This is a genomic window from Spirosoma endbachense, from assembly GCF_010233585.1.
In the GTDB taxonomy this organism is placed as follows: domain Bacteria; phylum Bacteroidota; class Bacteroidia; order Cytophagales; family Spirosomataceae; genus Spirosoma; species Spirosoma endbachense.
Genome location: NZ_CP045997.1, coordinates 1,817,439 through 1,834,694, shown reverse-complemented (window position 1 = coordinate 1,834,694; position 17,256 = coordinate 1,817,439). Strand labels below are relative to the sequence as shown.

The window sequence follows — 17,256 nt, the reverse complement described above, 5'->3', positions numbered from 1 at the left end:
TAACTAGCTAAAGTCTATGTTACTATTGATCTGGCTCCAATAATCAACAAGTGCATGGCTATCTAGCATGGTATGAATGTACTATAAACTTTACAATACTAACTATAATAATATTACTTTTTTTATAAAAAATAGGAATAAATAATCATATATAGCAAAAATACTCAGTCAATTTTGAGATGATTGAGTATTTTTGCTATATATGAGGCTTGAATGATTGATTACATAAACGAACTCATCGCTGACTCATTTGCCAGTTCTTCGGCGTGTTCTTTCCCGAGGTAACGATCAATAAAATAGTGAGCTACATACAGCAATGGGGTAAGCACGATGGCTGATGTGGCTTTGTACATGTAATTAATTATGCCCACCGCCAACACCTGCGTTAAAGACCAGTTGCCGAAGACATAGAAAGCGATTCCCAACACGACAAACGAATCTACTAATTGCGAAACGAGGGTTGAACCAGTCGCCCGGAGCCAGATTTTTTGGCTACCCGTGATCTTGCGTAGGGAGTGAAACACATAGACATCCAGAATCTGGCCTACCAGAAAAGCAGTCAGTGAGCCGATAATAATACCCAGCCCCTGGCGGAAAATCATCTGGAATGCATTATCGATATTGATGGAATTACCCGCTGCATCTTTGGCATTAACATCGAGCCAGAACTGCGCCGGAGGTAGGTTCGTGACGGCATAAATAATTAGAAAGCTATAGCCTACGAAACCAGCCGTTAGAAAAGAAATGCGTCGGACACCGGATTTGCCAAAATATTCATTGATAATATCAGACGTAATAAACACAAATGGCCAGATAACCGCACCAGCCGTAAGGTTGAAGTCCAGAATAAAATCCCCGAATAAATGAATCTGCGCCGGTTTGGTGCCAAGCAGCGTTTCAACCGAGAAAATTTTGACACCGATTATTTCGGCAACCAGCGCGTTGGTCAGGAAAATTGCGCTCAGAAAAATATACAGGTTGGTGCGTTTATTTGTAAAAGAGAGGGAAGGCATGTGATTTCCTGGTTTACGGTTTTACTATTCGATTTGTAGTTTATGAACAGGTCGGGCAATACTGGTCTGGCTAAGAATGCCATCGGCCCTGAACGCTGAAACATAATCTACACTTTTTTACTCATTTTCGCTTGTACACGCCTGTTGTTGCCGTTTTTTCATACCACGCAGCCAGGGCTGGAGCCCGTTGAAATAATTTGTCAACTACATTTTCCCGATCAATAATATAATCGGGCGGATCTTTCCGGAAGTGATCAAATACGTTGATAACGGCTTCGTAATTATCCAGATTTTTAAGATCGTATTTCGCTAAATCCCAATTAAGATAAGGCGTGGCCGGACGATTTAGCCGGTAGGCGCTTAAATCTTCACCAATAATCAGAATGTGCCGATCCCGGATGTTGTCAGGAAGGGGAGACGATTGCACCTGCAAGCTACTTAATCGGCCCAGATCCGAACCCGGAATCAGCCCCAGAAGTCCCTGATAAAATAGCAGCAGAATCAGTCCGAAGGCAATTGAAAAGCCTAGTTCAGCCAGCCATCCTTTTCGGAAATTTTCAAAATAATACAAGGTGAAATAGGCCATTGGCGGCACGAAGCTCAGAAAAGACATGGGAGCCAGAAAAGGAACCAGCGCAATCGTAAGCACGGCAGTAACAAACCAGATCATCATAATCTGCTGAACCCGCTGCTGAAAGTTTACGTATCGACTCGAACTTCTGAATAAACTTAAAAAGCCCAACACACCCAGACCCAGCGGTATCAATAAGGACGCAACAAGTGATTGAAAATCAGACAGTGAATATTGCCGTACCCGAAAGACAGAGGCCAGTAGATTGCGGTTAAAATCGTCCAGACTGTTGTTCAGGTAATAAAACAGGACGGTGGCGGCAATTGGAAACAGAAAACCGAAAAGTGACAGGGAGTGTTGGCGAAAGCTTGTTCCGGTATAAAAAAGAAGCGATAACGTTGCCCAGATGATAAATAAAGCAGAGGGCAGATAAAACAAGGCCGCGATACCAATGTAGAAACCAACTTCAAATACCTCATCGGTAGCGCCCCGGCGTTCCATCTGTTTGATGAGCGTTCCGAAGGCCAGCAATAAAAAACTCGTAGACATCAGCACCGGCGAGAGTGTCAGGCAGTCGAAGGACAGATGCAGAAACAGCATGTATATCAAGCCTGGCCAGAACGATCGATCGGGATACACATCGCGGTTGTTGGTCAGGTAATTAAAATAAACGATCTGAAAGACGGAAACGACAGTAGCTGCAATATGAAGCACCAGCGTCGAACGGCCGAACAGTGTGTGTAAACCCCAGTAAACCACAGCCGATAGTGGGCTGATGCTGTCCCAGATATCGCGATAGAGCAGATGACCCTCACTCATCTGCTCTCCCACCAGCATCCAGTTCAGTTCTGGAATCAACATTGGAAACGGATGCAGTAAGAGCGGCAGACGAATCAACAGCAGCAACCCAAGCAGGCTTGCGTATTGATAGGGGTAATAAGAGCGGAAAAAACGTAACAAAACAGTTGTCTATTCAGAATGTTGGTAGGTTAGATAAGTAGACGAGCCCGTCAATCATTTTAACTTTTTGGCACATCTACTGGCTAACTGCTACTGCGAATTTACGGTCAATTTCGGCAGAACCGAAAAAGGTGCAGATATTTGCAGATGGGTAATTAATTAGGGGTGCCAGATCGTTAGTCAATAAACAGGCATCGGGGCCTCTGGCGAGCGGAATAACCAGTCAATCAACTTTCCAATCAACTTGTTACCCAGGTAAGATATTATGGAATCGAAACGACAACAAAAAGTAGCCCGGCAGTTGCAGAAAGATTTAAGTGAAATTTTTCAGCGCGAAGTGCCGCATTTATTCAACGGGGCGTTTATTACGGTCACCAGCGTGCGCGTGTCGCCCGATCTGAGCGTAGCCCGTGTATACCTGAGCTTTCTGGCTACCAAGAATAAAGAAATGCTTCTGGAAAATATTCAGGAGAAAGGAAAAGTACTCCGGCAGCACCTCGGCGACCGGGTTCGGCACCAACTCCGGATCGTTCCTGAGCTCCATTTCTTTCTGGACGACACGGCCGAATATGCCGACAAAATGGACAAACTCTTCGCTGGTCTCGAAATTCCTCCCGCACCTGAGGAGGACGAAGACGATGCCGAATAGGCGAATCGTGAATGCGTGCATGAGCGAGTAACACAGTCAGAAGTACTCGCTCATACACGCATTCAGTCATTCATAATTAGTATATGAACCTCCCGACCTGGATTGCCCGACGGTATTTTTTCTCCCGGAAGAAACGCAGTTTTATTAGCTGGCTATCGATTCTGTCTATGCTTGGCGTAGGTGTTGGAACGATGGCATTGGTAGTTGTCTTGTCAGTCTTCAACGGGATGGATGAACTGAACAGGCAGATTTTTAAAACCTTTGAGGCTGATATGACCGTTTTGCCTAAGCAGGGTAAACGGTTCATGGCATCACCCGAACTGCTCACGCGCCTGCACCAGACTGCTGGTGTAAACCTCTTAACAGCTGTAGTGCAGGATAATGCGCTGGCCCGCTATGCGAATGGCGAAACAGTTGTGCGGCTTAAAGGCGTTGATGATAGTTACTTACAACGAAAGCAACTCGACTCGGCCCTGCTCGAAGGTAAATTGCGGCTACGCGATCGGGGTGTAAACTATGCCATTGTTGCCGATGGAGTCCGGAATGACCTGAGCATTTCGGTGGTCGATATCCTTACCCCACTGGAGATTTTGTATCCGCAAAGTGATCAATCGTTCAGTGTACTTAATCCCAATGCGTTCAATCGGGAATCATTGACAGTTTCAGGCGTGTTTTTTATCGAGTCCAAGTACGATAACTTCGTGCTTGTTCCGGCAACTGTAGCACGGACGTTATTTGGCTATAATCCTAATGAAGCCACCAGCCTTGAAATTCAACTGAAGCCCGGTACGGATGAGAACGCAGCAAAACAGGCGTTGCAGGATGTTGTCGGTGATAAGCTGATCGTACAGAGCCGTGATGACCTGAATATTGATCTCTACCGAACGATTCGCATCGAAAAACTGCTGGTCGCTATCACACTGTCATTTATCATTCTGGTCGCGTCGATCAACATATTCTTTACGTTGTCTATGCTGGTCATCGAAAAGAAAGAAGACATCCGGATTTTGTATGCACTGGGTGCGACGACGGGTCTGGTGCGTCGGATTTTCCTGACCGAAGGGGCCATCATCGCCTTAACTGGTGCTTTCACCGGATTGGTAATCGGCGTTTTTATCTGTCTGGCGCAGGAACAATATGGCTTCATTGGCATGGGAACAGTAAGTTCGATAATCGATGCCTATCCGGTTCGTCTTGACAGTAGTGACATCATTATGACCGCCGTTCTGGTGATTGTGGTAACTTTCCTGACGTCGTGGTTCCCGGCTCAACGGGCCGCTAATGTGAAGTAAGCAGGCCGCTATTGGGCATGATCAATAAAACCATAGCTCTGAACGATAGCAGTTACTTGCTAATCATTGTCCCCCTATCTACTGTAATCACATACGCTTTACCGCCTTCTCGTTCAATAGCTTCTGCAACCAGTTCCGGGTTTTCGGGTGCGTAGGCAAACATACAGCCACCACCACCCGAGCCATTGATTTTACCCCCTAACGCTCCGGCCGTGAGAGCCGCATCGATCATCCGGTTAATTTTCGGAGTGCTGATGCGCTGGGCGTCGCGTAAGTTGTTCTGGTGCTCGGTTAACAGCTTTCCAAAACGGACGTGATCAATCTGGTCCGTCGTTCCCGAGGGTGTATCCAGAACAGCAAGAGCTTCACGGAGAATATCGCGGTTAGCCAGATTGCCTTTTAGGAGAATGTACTCGTCTTTGCTCAGAATATCCTTGAACTCCGTTGCTTCGGTTAGCGGAGAATGGTGCAGTGAGAAAGTTGGGTTAACGGTGTTAAGTCTTGAAATAATGTCAAGCATGCCAAACTTGACCCGTTTCAGAATGCCAATTGTGTCTTTAGGCTCCTGAGAGTCGCCAAGAACGAACGTGCCGAGTTTTGGATGGAATTTACGAAGCGAAATCGTTGGCGTTGATTCCAGATAAATGACATCGCCAACAGCGGTTGAATAGTGATCCATCATGCCCCCCGGTTCGCCAAATTCCAGAACCTCAGCCACATAAGCTAACTCCGCTACCTGTTCCTGAGCTAACTGACGCGGTTCATCGGCAAGTTGAGTCAGCACATTTAGCCAGGTAACCAGCAAGGCCGATGAACTCGATGTACCCGAATTGATTGGGATATTCCCATGAACGTCACCTTCGATACCCGCTGAAAACTGAAAGCCTTCGCGAAGCAACACATTTACGGCCGACCGGAAATAATCGCGAATGTCTGGGTAAGGCAGTTGAAGGCCGTCGAACGGAATATTGACATCCTTCTTTATATCGGGTAGATTGAGCCGGAAACCGCGCGAACTAACGCGTTGCGCCCGAACCTGAATACGACGCGAAATGGCAGCGGCAATGACTGGTAGTCCCAGGTAATCCTGGTGTTCGCCGAAAAGGCAGATACGACCGGGCGTTGAAGCAGTTATAGCAGAGGTAGTAAACGACGGAATCAAAGCGATAATACTTCTAGCTGGTGCTTTTTCTGACGAGCTTCTTCAACAATAGTTTCCAGTTGCTGGGCTGTTTTATTGTCGATCCATTCTTCTACACATTGATTGCAAACAGTGGCCGGAACATGACGAACAACTACTAATCCATCTCCCAGATCGACGCTAAATGTAGTATGACCAGCTTCCTTCTCACCCCCGCACATTGGGCACTTTTCTGATAATATCATTGTCTTTTTGTCTTAAAATCGGGTTCGAAATGACTCTGAGACGGCTCGTAAACGGTAATTATATAGGCTGTATCATCTACTTCACTATAAGACGCAACCACATGCAAAGGTCGTTCCTTTATCCAGCCTAACACCAGTAGGCTGGATAAAGGTCGATCATCGTCATAATCACGTATTACTTCACCTGTGATTAGAACCTGTAACGCATCTTTCTGCAAAATTTGGCGCTCAGCTAACCGCTGCAAGGTATGTTTTCGCCAATCAATCTGCCCCTAGTTAACTGCCTGCCTGAGTTATACCAGATCTACAGGCATTACCAGCTTGTCTTCTTATACCCTATCGTGGCATAATATAAAATAAAGCCAAAAAGTGGTAATAGCAATGCATAGGCCATTTTAGGGCTGATCGTATCGGTTAGGTAACCATGGAGCAGGGGTAGGAGAGCGCCCCCCGAAATACCCATGATGAGCAGAGCAGACCCAATTTTAGTGAATCGTCCTAGTCGGTTAAGCGCCAGTGGCCACATCGCTGGCCAGATGGGAGCCAGCCCAAAACCCAGCAGAGCCACACACAAAACAGAGGTAAACCCACTTGTCAGTAAGGTCGCCGTAGTCAGTACGAGACCGTAGATGGCTCCAAATCGTAGTGATGTTTGCTGTGAGATATACTTGGGAATCAGGACGATACCCAGCACGTAACCGGCCAGCAAACCATAGAGAGTATAGGTGGTAAAATACTTCGCTTCATCGTTCGTAAAACCGATCGCTTTGCCGTAATTAATGATGGTGTCTCCGGCAATGACTTCAGCCCCAACATAGCAGAAGAGGGCGGCAACGCCCAGAACGAGGTTAGGAAACTGCGAGACGCTCGTATGAGAGGTTGCGTCTGCCGGAGCATCGTCCTGTTCTTCTGAAACTTCGGGGAGGTTCGAAAACCGGATCAGTCCGGCCAGAACGACCAATACACCGGTCAGAATAAGATAAGGGGTTACGACTTTTTCCAGGGATGCCGCTCCCGAAACAGCATTACCACCCGCCAGCAATAGTCCGCCAAAAATAAACTGGCTTATGATCCCTGCCAGTTTATTGGCAATGCCCAGAAAGCTGATCCGCTGGGCAGCACTTTCACGTGGGCCAAGAATGGTTGCGTATGGGTTAGAGGCTGTTTGTAATACGGTCAGCCCTATGCCGATCAGGAACAAACCAACCAGAAACAGCGGATAGGAAACCGATTTCGCTGCCGGAACAAAAATCAGTGTTCCAACGGCCATAACCAGTAGACCCAGCGACATGCCATTCTTAAACCCCGTTTTCTTCAATACAGCCGACGACGGAATGGCCATGAGCGTATAGGAGATGAAAAATGAGAAAGCAACCAGATTAGAGCCGACCGTGCTCAGATTAAAAGCCTGCTTAAAGAAGGCTATCAGTACACTATTGACCCAGGTAACAAAGCCAAAAATGAAAAATAAAGCACCGACAATCAGCAACGGAATTGTGTAATTCGGACGGACCTGCGAAGGAGGAGCGGTAGGTGTCATAGGTAACAGTCGATAAGAAAATGGTAAGGGGGTGGGTTTATATATTTTAAATTTTTTTACAAATTAAGAATAGAATTTGTTTCTTCGCTCATTTGCTACCTAAAATTCGTCGTTAAGTCCAAATATGGGCTTGTTTGTCTTCCATTTACCACGCGTAAAATCCGGTATCTGGATGGGTTTGCTTCCGCCCGCAATGCTCTCCTCCGACAAGGGGCTAATGGCACTCCAAACGGCAGCATCATAGACGTCGATGGGTGGTGGTATTTTGGTTTTGACGGATTCGATGAAAGCGCGCATAACGAAAAAGTCGATGCCGCCATGACCGGCGTTCTCCGCCGTTTGGGCGTGACGCTTCCAGAGTGGATGGTCATACTTCTCCTGGTAAGCAGCAAAGGGCTCCCAGGTATGGGCTTTGGGACTAACATGGTCGCCTGTTGCCCCTTCCAGGTAAATCATGTCGTTATCGTCCATCCAGATTCCCTGCGTTCCCTGAGCCCGGAACCCAAGCGAGTAGGGGCGAGGGGAGTTCGTATCATGAATGATCACGATATTCTCGCCATTTGCGCACTCAATAACAGTCGTTACAACATCGCCGAGTTTGAAGTTAACCTTTGCATTAGGGTGGTTGGCTCCCCCTTTATCAACGACGTATTTGTGTAGTCCACGGCTTTTGGTGGCTGTACTGGTCAGGTGGAGAAAGCGATTCCCGCGATTGATGTTGAGCCAATGAGCAACCGGCCCCAGGCCATGCGTTGGATACACATCGCCATTGCGGTCTACAGAATGCTGGGTTCGCCAGTGGGCTTCTGAATAGCCTTTGGCCCCAAACTCGGCCCCAACGCCACCAATCGATTTACCATCGTTGAATTTGATGTTACGCAGGTCGTGCTGATAGCCGCAATGGGCATAGGTCATTTCGCCAAACAACCCCTGACGTACCATATTTAAAATAGCTAATACGTCGCGCCGGTAGCAGACGTTTTCCATAATCATGCAGGGCATACCCGTCTTTTCGGACGTATCCACCAAATCCCACGATTCTTTTAGCTTAACCGTTGCTGATACTTCAACGCCGGCATACTTGCCCGCTTTCATGGTGGCTACTGCCATCGGTACATGCCACTCCCAGGGCGTAGCAATGATAACACCGTCGAGGTCATTGCGTTTGAGCATCTGCAAAAACGCTTCATCCCCTTTCGTGTATGCTTCGGGTAAGGGTTTTCCTTTCTTCTTAAAGATGTCATTTGTTCGGGCAATGCTGTCGGCGTCGATGTCGCAGATTGCCGGAATTACCACATCGTCGCGGTAAAGAGCCTGTTCAACGTGGCTTCGACCACGCGCTCCAACGCCGATAAAACCCAACCTTACTTTGGCGTCTACAGGTTTTGCACCGGTTAGAATAGACGGGAAAACAGAAGCAGTTGCTCCGGTCAGAGCAGCCGTGCGAATAAACTGGCGTCGAGTGGGCGTGAAGTCCATGCAAAAAAAGCAATTGTTTAGGACTGGAAAGATAAGGATTCTTGCTTAACTCAGCATACCAGATCTTTCGTTCAATGCCGTCGCGCCGGGCCACGGTTACCATTTACGCCCGAAGTAACCGTGACACGGCACTGAATTAAAGGACTACACACTTAAAAATTCCACCAAACAGCCCTCGGATAGGATGCATTTAGCACAACTGGTTCGCCGATGCGGGGCGTCGTGACGTCCATTCCCTGTTCGTCGGTTTTTTTGAGAAGTCGTTTTATCGGTTCATTCCAGGCATGAAGTGCCAGCGAGAATTTAGCCCAGTGTACCGGTAAAATGGTTTTAGCGCGTAAATCCTGGGCGGCTGTTGCCACTTCTTCGGGAAACATGTGAATATGCGGCCAGTCTTTGCCATATTGACCACATTCCAATATGGCCAGATCGAATGGGCCATATTTATCGCCAATTTCTTTAAAGTGCTTTCCGTAGCCCGAATCGCCACCAAGAAACAGGTTATTTCCGTTCAGGTTGAGCACGAAAGCAGTCCAAAGGGTTTTTCCACGTGTAAAGCTTCGACCCGAAAAGTGCCGGGCTGGTACTGCCGTTAAGGCAATACTGTCAGAAACCTGCTGTTTATCCCACCAATCGAACTCAACAATCCGGTCGGTCGGAACGCCCCATCGTTCGAGGTGAGCCCCTACACCAAGAGCGGTATAGAATTTTTTGACTTTGGGAATTAGTTGCGTTATGGTTTTATAATCCAGGTGGTCGTAGTGGTCGTGAGACAGGATAAGCAAATCGATGTCGGGCATGTCGTCAACACTGTACACATCAGAACCTGGGAATGATTTTCCAAAAAAAGATACGGGCGAAGCATTGCCACTAAAGACCGGATCGACCAGAACCGTAATTCCTTTCGATTTGATCAGATACGACGAATGACCGAACCAAACGATTGACAGTTTATCATCTGCAAGCGCTTTCAGGTCGGTTTTGACAGAGGGTAATGGATAGGCTGGTATATTGTCTGGATCTTTGTGTAGAAAATCCTGCATCATCCCCCAATAAGACGCATCTTCGGGCATGACGGGTGTTACTTCCAGATTCTGAAAAGAGCCGTTCTGATAGTTTTTTGAGTGTAAGATCCGTTCCAGCCGATCCGTTGCCGGATTGCTGCCAAAAACGCTTTGCTGCATAAATAAATAAGTTGAGCCGACAGCAACGGCTACTAGAAGCGCAAGTGTTATCATGGTGGTTCGTAATCGTTTCATGGTGCTTGAACGGTGCCAATCTGTGTCAGGTTCCGTAAAATGACGAGTGGAACAATACCTGGTTGGCAGGTGTTATCAAGACATATCAGCGTATTTCTGTTTAATCTTTTGTTAGAAACATTGAACAAAACAGAAAAACACGCTGTTATCAATTTGTATTAGCACACTGAGGAGCGTATTGGCTACACGTTCCGCCGTCTGCCTGTGTTGTACACAAACTTTGTAACGACAGGTTGATCGAATCCTGGTTTCGATTCTCTTTTTATGGACACAAAATGGGCTAATGCCCCACGAGTTGCCGTGTTTCGCAAGGAACATTTCAACGCGGCTCATCGTCTCAACAACCCAAACTGGTCGGATGAGAAAAACACCCGCGTTTACGGCAAGTGTAATAATCCCAATTACCATGGGCATAACTATGACCTTATCGTACAGGTTACCGGGCCAATCGATCCTGAGACGGGCTATGTCATTGACATGAAACAACTCGGTGATCTGATTAAAGAATACATTACAGATCGCTTCGACCACAAAAACCTGAACCTCGATACCGAAGAGTTTGCAGACCTGAATCCTTCGGCCGAAAACATTGCCATCGTTATTTATACCATTTTACGTAATCAGCTAAGCGAGGGCTTAGACCTTAAAATCAGACTGTATGAAACTGAACGGAACTTCGTCGAGTACCCCGCTTAATGGTTCAAATGGTAACCATAACAACGGTGTACGTACAAACGGCCATAGCCTGAACGGACACCATTCGGCAACGGCGGACCGCGACGAGTTGGTCGATGAACTGGGCGATGCGCATAGTGCTTCTTCGATTGATACACCAATGCGTCCCGATGCTTTTGATTTGGACGATGATCTCAAAATTGATCTGATCGAAGAACATTTTCGGGAGATAATGAACATTCTTGGCCTTGATCTGACCGACGACAGCCTGAAAGGGTCGCCCCGGCGGGTGGCAAAGATGTACGTGAAAGAAATTTTCCGGGGGCTCAATCCCGCCAACAAGCCTACGCCAACCCTTTTCGATAATAAATTTCGGTACAATGAAATGCTGGTGGAGAAGGACATAATCGTTCAGACCTATTGCGAGCATCACTTTGTTCCGATTATTGGCAAAGCACATGTGGCTTATATTTCCAGCGGTAAAGTGATTGGCTTGTCGAAGCTGAACCGGATTGTGGAGTACTTCAGCAAACGGCCTCAAGTGCAGGAGCGTTTGACGGTGCAAATTGCCGATGAACTGAAAAAAGTGCTCGAAACCGAAGATGTTGCGGTTATGATCGATGCGAAGCACCTGTGCGTATCGACGCGGGGAGTGCACGATGTAAACTCATCAACCATTACAGCGGCCTACGGCGGCAAGTTTGAAGAAGAAGCTACCAGGCAGGAATTTCTGCGTTACGTTGCTCAGCCAAGTGTAACGATCTAATTCATAAAGGAATATTGATTAAAGGGCACGGGGATTTTTCTCTGTGCCCTTTGGTATTCTTGGGGGTAATGTATTTACGGATTCAATCCGTAATTTGTTGTGCTAAAAGTACGCTTGTTATGCCCTCAGTGATTACAGTTGTTGAAAATGGTCTCATCGGCAGGAGCATCGACGTTAGGGAACGATCGGGTCTGTCGGCGGATGTAATCGTGCCCGATCCGGTTTTTGAGGCTCTTCGGCAACTGGCTTTTGATGCAGATGGCGTTGACGGTTTATTGACCTTTTCTGTCCAAAAAGGCTATGAATACATTCGGGTTCGAAATTATGTTGGTTTATTAACCCTGCCTGATGGTACCCAATTAGAGATTCTACCAAAAATCGGGAACGGTTCAACCAACCGATCGATGTTATTGACTATGCTGAGGCATCTCGAGCATGGGCCATTCCGTACGCTTACATCGGCATACACCAATGCCACAAACCTGCCCTTGTGGGAAGTATTTGTTACGGCCTTTCTAGATGCTCTGGCAGCTTTGGTCAGGCAGGGTATCCAGCGGTCCTATGTGTCGGTGGAAAGCAACGAACGATTCTGGAAAGGCAAGTTTCAGGCTACCCGGCAGCAACGCGAAAATGCGCAACATGCCGAGCGATTAGCCGTTGTGTACGACGTTCTGACGGCCAATGTTCCTCCCAACCGACTCCTAAAAACGACACTACTGTATCTGCGGCAGCGAAACCACAGTCCCGGTGTTCAGCAACGCATCCGGCAACTCGATTGGGCTATGGATGAAATTCCGGTTTGTGAATCGATCCCGGATGATCTTAAAACGGTCAGGCGAACCACCCGGATATTTGCCCGCTATGAACTGGTTTTACGTTGGGCCGAAGCCTTGCTGGGGAGGCAAGCCTATGGTGTTAAGGTTGGACAGACAGCCGATCTTTCCCTGTTATTCCCAATGGAGCGCGTATTTGAGGATTATGTTTCACACGGTATTCGCCGATACTGGCCGATCGCTGATGCGGTGACCGTTCAGGAGTCGTCGGCGCATCTGGTCGATGAGCACATCGGGGTGCCAAAATTTAAACTTCGGCCCGATATTCTGATTCGGCATAATGACCAGATATTTGTGCTGGATATGAAATGGAAGGAACTGACCAGTCGCGATCAGGCCCGGAACTATGGAATCGAGCAATCGGATCTTTATCAACTCTATGCTTACGGCAAAAAGTACGGAGCCAACGACCTGTTTTTGATTTATCCGGCAAATGAAACCTTTCAGCAACCGCTACCCGTGTTTGACTACGATGCTGATACTCGATTGCATGTTGTGCCATTTACTATACTGAACTCCCTGGCGAATGAAGTAGAAAAATTGGCCAACTACGCTTTGTCGTTTCGATGATGTGCTTTCTTTGCGTGTAGAAACGCGTCCCCTAACCTGACCGTAACGCCTTATGCCCCTTCTTCTGACCTTAATTGGTATTCTGACCCTTGTTCTATTAGTCGCTTTTGTCCGTTTAGATACGTTTATATCCTTCGTACTTGTCTCACTCGGTATCGGGCTGGCATCGGGTATGAGCGTACAGGATGTTGGAAAATCTATACAGACCGGTATTGGCGGAACCCTCGGCGATCTGGTGTTGATCATAGGGTTTGGGGCAATGCTTGGCCGACTTGTCGCCGAAAGCGGAGCCGCCCGGCGCATTACCGATGTATTGATCAAACTATTCGGCATTAAAAATATTCGATGGGGACTGGCTCTGGCGGGTTTCGTTGTCGGTATTCCGCTGTTCTACAATGCGGGCTTCATCATTGTTGTACCCTTGATTTTTACCATAGCCGCATCCTCGCGATTACCATTACTATCGGTTGCCGTGCCCATGTTATCGGCCTTATCGGTTGCACACGGTTATCTGCCTCCTCACCCGTCGCCTTCGGCCGTTGCGGCTCAGCTCAATGCCAATATTGGCCAGACACTTCTATACGGACTCATTGTCGCGATTCCTGCCATTGTTATTGCCGGACCAATTTTCGGCAAAACGCTGGTCAATATGAAGATCACGCCCGATAAAGATCTGTTCGATATCAATGAGGTGCCGGGAGCAAAGGCCGGTACAAAACCATCTTCTGAAAATCTGCCGAGTACGGGTATCAGCTTTTTCGTTGCGCTATTGCCGGTGTTGTTATTAACCACATTTGGACCGCTAAAAGGTGCGTTACCGGATACATCGCCCTTAAAAACGATTGTTACGTTACTGGCTGAACCCTATATCGGAATGTTATTATCGGTACTAACCGCCATGTATACACTCGGTATCCGGCGCGGACAATCGATGAAGGCGATTACCAAAGACATGGAAGAAGCCGTTAAGGCTATTGCGCCGATTTTGCTGGTTATTGCCGGAGCGGGCGCGTTGAAGCAGATTTTTACGGATAGCGGCACCAGCAAATACATTGGTAGTTTGCTGGCCGATGCAACAATTCCGCCACTGGTTTTGGCATGGGGTATTGCCGCTTTTATTCGGGTATGTGTCGGTTCGGCAACGGTGGCCGGCCTGACAACATCAGGCATTATTGCACCCTTAATTCAGAGTCAAACCATCAAGCCCGAATTAATGGTATTAGCCATTGGCTCTGGAAGTCTTATGTTTTCGCATATCAACGATGGCGGTTTCTGGTTGTTTAAGGAATACTTTAACCTGACCATTGGCCAAACGATTCGAACGTGGTCACTCATGGAGACGATCGTATCAGTTATAGGGCTGCTGGGCGTACTGGCCTTGAATCTGGTGGTGTGATTACGGTATGAGCTTCATAAACGATTTAGTCAGTACTGTGAGCTAGTATGCCAATGCTCTGGCAGATGCCTTTTTGTCTAGCGCATCGTTTAGCTTTCTGTTGGCTTATTAATTACTTTTTCAAGATAGAGGACAATTGCAATCCCAACAGTGTAGGCGATCAGGTCTATCCATTCAAACGAAGTTCCAATAACTGTACTGGCCATTTTTGAATTTTGAAGCCCAAGCCTGTTTACAATTTGAAAATACTGCATAACCTCAATTGCATACGAAAAAAGCAATACACCTAAAGCGGTAGGTAAAACAGGCGAAGGAAGGAATGATTTTACAAAGCAATAAATCAGTATCGAAACTAAGACATCACCAACATAGGGGCGAATAATTGGGTCATGAGCAAATTTGGCAATCAGAATTTCAAAACCGAACAGCAGAACAGCCAAAGTGAAATATATCTTATTGAATTTTAGAGAGATATGACTTGTTCTGACCACGATTGAAAACAGGTACGTTTGACAAAATTGTGAATTAATTTGTAAAGATGTTGATCCGGTGATGTGATGTCGGTTTCTTAAAACCGACAAGTCGAGGACGATTCACCGAAGGAAGCGACGGTTCGCCGTGGCGATTCTCAAAACTTCGTCGTTTATGCCGGATGCAGTTCCCAAAGCAGCAAGGGTCAGGTTGAAGAACCTGACCTCACTCCACTACTCGCTAACCGGTGTCAAAGCGGGTAAACATCTCATGAACTTAACAGCTTTAATCATCCGCCAGTAAGCTGGTAACTCAAAACGACAACCCCACATTCATAACCAGTTGCGTTTTGAAGCAATAGTTTTTGCCGCTCCCCGAGGAGGTCAAATATTCTCAGCCCTTTGTTAATCATGATTGGGTTTATAAAAAAATTAAACTCGTCGATAAGTCCTTCTTTTATAAGAGAGGAAACAAAGTCAGCACCTCCATAAACAATAATGTCTTTACCGGTTTTGCTCTTCATATTTTTTACGGCCGTGGCCAAATCACCATTTTCAATCGTTACATTTTTACCGGCAATGCTTTTCAACGTTTTGCTGAAAACCACTTTAGGCGTATCGACCATTTTTTGAGCAAAAGAAAATTCTGGACTGTCAGGCTGATTATTGACAACATTCTCCCAATAGTTCACAAAGCCATCCGTCATTTTTCTGCCGAGTAGAATAGTGTCTGAACTGTCAGTAAGGGAGTTGATCAATGCCAGAAGGTTTGAATCCTGATCGAAACTCATCCAGTCAAGTTCGCCATTTGGGCCAGCTACATATCCATCCACAGATAGTTGCATTTGTAGTTTCAGCTTTCTCATTGCTTTGATTTTTTACCAAACTTAGTTGTTTCTTCTACTCAAATTTATGAAGCCAGCCTGGCAATTGCATCTCTAAAGCGGTTGAATCAATGATTCATTTCCTGGCGCTTTATTGATATGTGAATAGATTCGTAATAGTCGAATCTTGTACTCAGCATGGCAAGCTTCAAACAAACTGAAATGAGGTACTTCGCCGACGCGGTGTCATCCTCCAACAACAAGGTTGGAAACAGGTCGCTATTGCCCACGCCCTAAGCTTGACTCAAGGCTGGGTCAGTCGAACATTGACTAAATATCGCCAGAAAGTCCCAGAGGCCTTAGCTTGGCAGAAACAGCCCTGCGCTAAGCCGCGGCTGACCGATGAACAGTTGATTCAACGGGTGGCTACAGTCCGGAGCTCAATCCGACCGAATTAGTTTGGAATCAACACAAATGAGGCTTAAAGAATCGCGTATTTCTCTCCCTGGAAGAATTAGCCAGTAGTGTTTTAGTTCAGGTGGGCCTGCTCCAGAAAAATCCGAAATCGATTCAAAGGTTCTTCCATAAGAAGGAGGTTGGCTTCTTTACCGATTAATTCACGCTTCAAGTTATCGGTAGAGCATTACTTTATCATAGAGACTTTTTAATTGAATGTCACCAAAACCATAAATGCTTTCTCTGTTCCAAAATTCTGTGAACACTTTATAAAAATCAGTAGAAATATTTTTTGTGATGTCTTCAATAACTTTTTCAGGTCTTCCTGTTGTGCCATCTTTTGGAAAGCGGTCTATATGTGCCTTTACTACTTCTTGTAAATACGGAAAAACAAAAGATTGATGCTTTGAGAGATTTGTCAACTCGTCAAGATTACCGTTTTTGTAAGCTTTCCACAACTGTTGCCCTAAATTTATGTCGGCTTCACTTAAAGGAATTCTATTGGCATAACAAACTTTAAGTTCATCTGAATTTGCTGGTCCAAAGCCATTCCAAAATTGTTTACTGGTTTTGTCTAAATAAGAAGTATAAACAGCAAAAACTTTTTTCTTTATAGGCAAACTATTGATAATTGAAATAACAAACCACATGTTTACCTGGCAAAATAAGTCATACTCAAACCAAAGATTAAACTCTGAATTATCAGGCGCATTTATTATTTTTTCAAATTCTTTTGCAACAGAATTATTGTATTCGGTTTCTGTTATTCTCATGTATTTGGCTCTTGATTGCCAAAAGTCATGAAGGTTGTCGCCTGATAATTCTCCGTCAATAAGACCTTCTCTAACAACAATAATATTCCCTTCAATTGTTGCGTCTGGAAAACTATAAGCAAGCAGGGCTTTCTTATAAAACAGCCTCCACTTGCATAAACTGAATTAGTGAAGAAAATTCATCGGCAAAATTGTCCAGTTGAGCTGCCATATTCTTCGGCTTCAATCGATGCAGTAGATTCATTGTCAATGCTTCCAGAGCCACTTTGGCTTTAAAGGCAGGCGAGTGCTGCTTGCGTTTTGCTTTCATTTTGAACCACTATTTACAGCTTGTTTTTCAACTT

18 protein-coding genes are annotated in these 17,256 nt (G+C 46.2%); 6 read left to right on the top strand and 12 right to left on the bottom strand.

What is annotated here, in order from left to right; all coding sequences use genetic code 11:
• Positions 1 to 221: 221 nt before the first annotated feature.
• Positions 222 to 1,013 carry a queuosine precursor transporter gene (locus GJR95_RS07215; RefSeq protein ID WP_162385232.1) on the bottom strand — a complete coding sequence of 264 codons (792 nt, stop codon included), beginning with the start codon at positions 1,011 to 1,013 and terminating at the stop codon, positions 222 to 224.
• Between the two features lie 121 nt (positions 1,014 to 1,134).
• The gene (locus GJR95_RS07210) at positions 1,135 to 2,544 is read right to left on the bottom strand and encodes a hypothetical protein (RefSeq protein ID WP_162385231.1); all 1,410 of its coding nucleotides are present in this window, start codon (positions 2,542 to 2,544) and stop codon (positions 1,135 to 1,137) included.
• Between the two features lie 265 nt (positions 2,545 to 2,809).
• On the opposite strand from GJR95_RS07210, the gene rbfA reads away from it, so the two are divergent.
• Positions 2,810 to 3,193, top strand: coding sequence for a 30S ribosome-binding factor RbfA (gene rbfA / locus GJR95_RS07205; protein WP_162385230.1), 384 nt, complete (start codon positions 2,810 to 2,812; stop codon positions 3,191 to 3,193).
• Between the two features lie 83 nt (positions 3,194 to 3,276).
• On the top strand, positions 3,277 to 4,485 hold the full coding sequence (locus GJR95_RS07200; protein ID WP_162385229.1) for an ABC transporter permease: 1,209 nt from the start codon (positions 3,277 to 3,279) through the stop codon (positions 4,483 to 4,485).
• A 52-nt stretch (positions 4,486 to 4,537) separates the two neighbouring features.
• On the opposite strand, the gene GJR95_RS07195 is transcribed toward GJR95_RS07200, so the two are convergent.
• The 6 genes from GJR95_RS07195 to GJR95_RS07170 form a co-directional block, all read right to left on the bottom strand.
• Entirely contained in the window at positions 4,538 to 5,647 is a 1,110-nt protein-coding gene (locus GJR95_RS07195) for a mevalonate kinase family protein (protein ID WP_232541110.1), read from the bottom strand.
• On the bottom strand, positions 5,644 to 5,871 hold the full coding sequence (locus GJR95_RS07190) for a type II toxin-antitoxin system MqsA family antitoxin (protein ID WP_232541109.1): 228 nt from the start codon (positions 5,869 to 5,871) through the stop codon (positions 5,644 to 5,646). The genes GJR95_RS07195 and GJR95_RS07190 overlap by 4 nt, the downstream gene beginning before the upstream one ends.
• Entirely contained in the window at positions 5,868 to 6,137 is a 270-nt protein-coding gene (locus tag GJR95_RS07185; RefSeq protein ID WP_162391612.1) for a DUF4258 domain-containing protein, read from the bottom strand. The genes GJR95_RS07190 and GJR95_RS07185 overlap by 4 nt, the downstream gene beginning before the upstream one ends.
• 47 nt (positions 6,138 to 6,184) lie before the next feature.
• Positions 6,185 to 7,411: a sugar MFS transporter gene (locus GJR95_RS07180; protein WP_162385228.1), complete on the bottom strand. Its 1,227-nt coding sequence runs from the start codon at positions 7,409 to 7,411 to the stop codon at positions 6,185 to 6,187.
• A 99-nt stretch (positions 7,412 to 7,510) separates the two neighbouring features.
• Entirely contained in the window at positions 7,511 to 8,890 is a 1,380-nt protein-coding gene (locus GJR95_RS07175) for a Gfo/Idh/MocA family protein (protein ID WP_162385227.1), read from the bottom strand.
• A gap of 152 nt (positions 8,891 to 9,042) precedes the next feature.
• Entirely contained in the window at positions 9,043 to 10,149 is a 1,107-nt protein-coding gene (locus GJR95_RS07170) for an MBL fold metallo-hydrolase (RefSeq protein ID WP_162385226.1), read from the bottom strand.
• Positions 10,150 to 10,413: 264 nt separating this feature from the next.
• Between GJR95_RS07170 and GJR95_RS07165 the strand changes: the two genes are divergently transcribed.
• The 4 genes from GJR95_RS07165 (at position 10,414) to GJR95_RS07150 (ending at position 14,389) form a co-directional block, all read left to right on the top strand.
• Positions 10,414 to 10,845, top strand: coding sequence for a 6-pyruvoyl trahydropterin synthase family protein (locus GJR95_RS07165; protein WP_162385225.1), 432 nt, complete (start codon positions 10,414 to 10,416; stop codon positions 10,843 to 10,845).
• Positions 10,808 to 11,590 carry a GTP cyclohydrolase I FolE gene (folE, locus tag GJR95_RS07160; protein ID WP_162385224.1) on the top strand — a complete coding sequence of 261 codons (783 nt, stop codon included), beginning with the start codon at positions 10,808 to 10,810 and terminating at the stop codon, positions 11,588 to 11,590. Before GJR95_RS07165 ends, folE begins: the two co-directional genes overlap by 38 nt.
• A 119-nt stretch (positions 11,591 to 11,709) precedes the next feature.
• Positions 11,710 to 12,993 (top strand): McrC family protein, encoded by a 1,284-nt coding sequence (locus GJR95_RS07155; RefSeq protein WP_162385223.1) that lies wholly within the window; start codon positions 11,710 to 11,712, stop codon positions 12,991 to 12,993.
• Between the two features lie 52 nt (positions 12,994 to 13,045).
• On the top strand, positions 13,046 to 14,389 hold the full coding sequence (locus GJR95_RS07150) for a GntT/GntP/DsdX family permease (protein WP_162385222.1): 1,344 nt from the start codon (positions 13,046 to 13,048) through the stop codon (positions 14,387 to 14,389).
• 89 nt (positions 14,390 to 14,478) lie between these two features.
• On the opposite strand, the gene GJR95_RS07145 is transcribed toward GJR95_RS07150, so the two are convergent.
• The 4 genes from GJR95_RS07145 to GJR95_RS07130 all read right to left on the bottom strand — a co-directional run bounded on the left by GJR95_RS07145 (position 14,479) and on the right by GJR95_RS07130 (position 17,222).
• Positions 14,479 to 14,829: a ribosomal maturation YjgA family protein gene (locus GJR95_RS07145; RefSeq protein WP_232541108.1), complete on the bottom strand. Its 351-nt coding sequence runs from the start codon at positions 14,827 to 14,829 to the stop codon at positions 14,479 to 14,481.
• A 320-nt stretch (positions 14,830 to 15,149) separates the two neighbouring features.
• Positions 15,150 to 15,725, bottom strand: a complete 576-nt coding sequence (locus GJR95_RS07140) for a dihydrofolate reductase family protein (protein ID WP_162385221.1) — start codon at positions 15,723 to 15,725, stop codon at positions 15,150 to 15,152.
• Positions 15,726 to 16,312: 587 nt separating this feature from the next.
• Positions 16,313 to 16,912, bottom strand: coding sequence for a DUF1835 domain-containing protein (locus GJR95_RS07135; RefSeq protein WP_162385220.1), 600 nt, complete (start codon positions 16,910 to 16,912; stop codon positions 16,313 to 16,315).
• A gap of 133 nt (positions 16,913 to 17,045) precedes the next feature.
• Positions 17,046 to 17,222 (bottom strand): hypothetical protein, encoded by a 177-nt coding sequence (locus GJR95_RS07130; RefSeq protein ID WP_162385219.1) that lies wholly within the window; start codon positions 17,220 to 17,222, stop codon positions 17,046 to 17,048.
• Between the last annotated feature and the right edge of the window lie 34 nt (positions 17,223 to 17,256).

Coding starts and splice junctions, on each gene's coding strand:
- GJR95_RS07170 (WP_162385226.1), bottom strand. CDS start 10,149: ATGAAACGATTACGAACCACCATGATAACACTTGCGCTTCTAGTAGCC.
- GJR95_RS07155 (WP_162385223.1), top strand. CDS start 11,710: ATGCCCTCAGTGATTACAGTTGTTGAAAATGGTCTCATCGGCAGGAGC.
- GJR95_RS07180 (WP_162385228.1), bottom strand. CDS start 7,411: ATGACACCTACCGCTCCTCCTTCGCAGGTCCGTCCGAATTACACAATT.
- GJR95_RS07175 (WP_162385227.1), bottom strand. CDS start 8,890: ATGGACTTCACGCCCACTCGACGCCAGTTTATTCGCACGGCTGCTCTG.
- GJR95_RS07130 (WP_162385219.1), bottom strand. CDS start 17,222: ATGAAAGCAAAACGCAAGCAGCACTCGCCTGCCTTTAAAGCCAAAGTG.
- GJR95_RS07200 (WP_162385229.1), top strand. CDS start 3,277: ATGAACCTCCCGACCTGGATTGCCCGACGGTATTTTTTCTCCCGGAAG.
- folE (WP_162385224.1), top strand. CDS start 10,808: ATGAAACTGAACGGAACTTCGTCGAGTACCCCGCTTAATGGTTCAAAT.
- rbfA (WP_162385230.1), top strand. CDS start 2,810: ATGGAATCGAAACGACAACAAAAAGTAGCCCGGCAGTTGCAGAAAGAT.
- GJR95_RS07165 (WP_162385225.1), top strand. CDS start 10,414: ATGGACACAAAATGGGCTAATGCCCCACGAGTTGCCGTGTTTCGCAAG.
- GJR95_RS07135 (WP_162385220.1), bottom strand. CDS start 16,912: ATGAGAATAACAGAAACCGAATACAATAATTCTGTTGCAAAAGAATTT.
- GJR95_RS07140 (WP_162385221.1), bottom strand. CDS start 15,725: ATGAGAAAGCTGAAACTACAAATGCAACTATCTGTGGATGGATATGTA.
- GJR95_RS07190 (WP_232541109.1), bottom strand. CDS start 5,871: ATGATATTATCAGAAAAGTGCCCAATGTGCGGGGGTGAGAAGGAAGCT.
- GJR95_RS07150 (WP_162385222.1), top strand. CDS start 13,046: ATGCCCCTTCTTCTGACCTTAATTGGTATTCTGACCCTTGTTCTATTA.
- GJR95_RS07215 (WP_162385232.1), bottom strand. CDS start 1,013: ATGCCTTCCCTCTCTTTTACAAATAAACGCACCAACCTGTATATTTTT.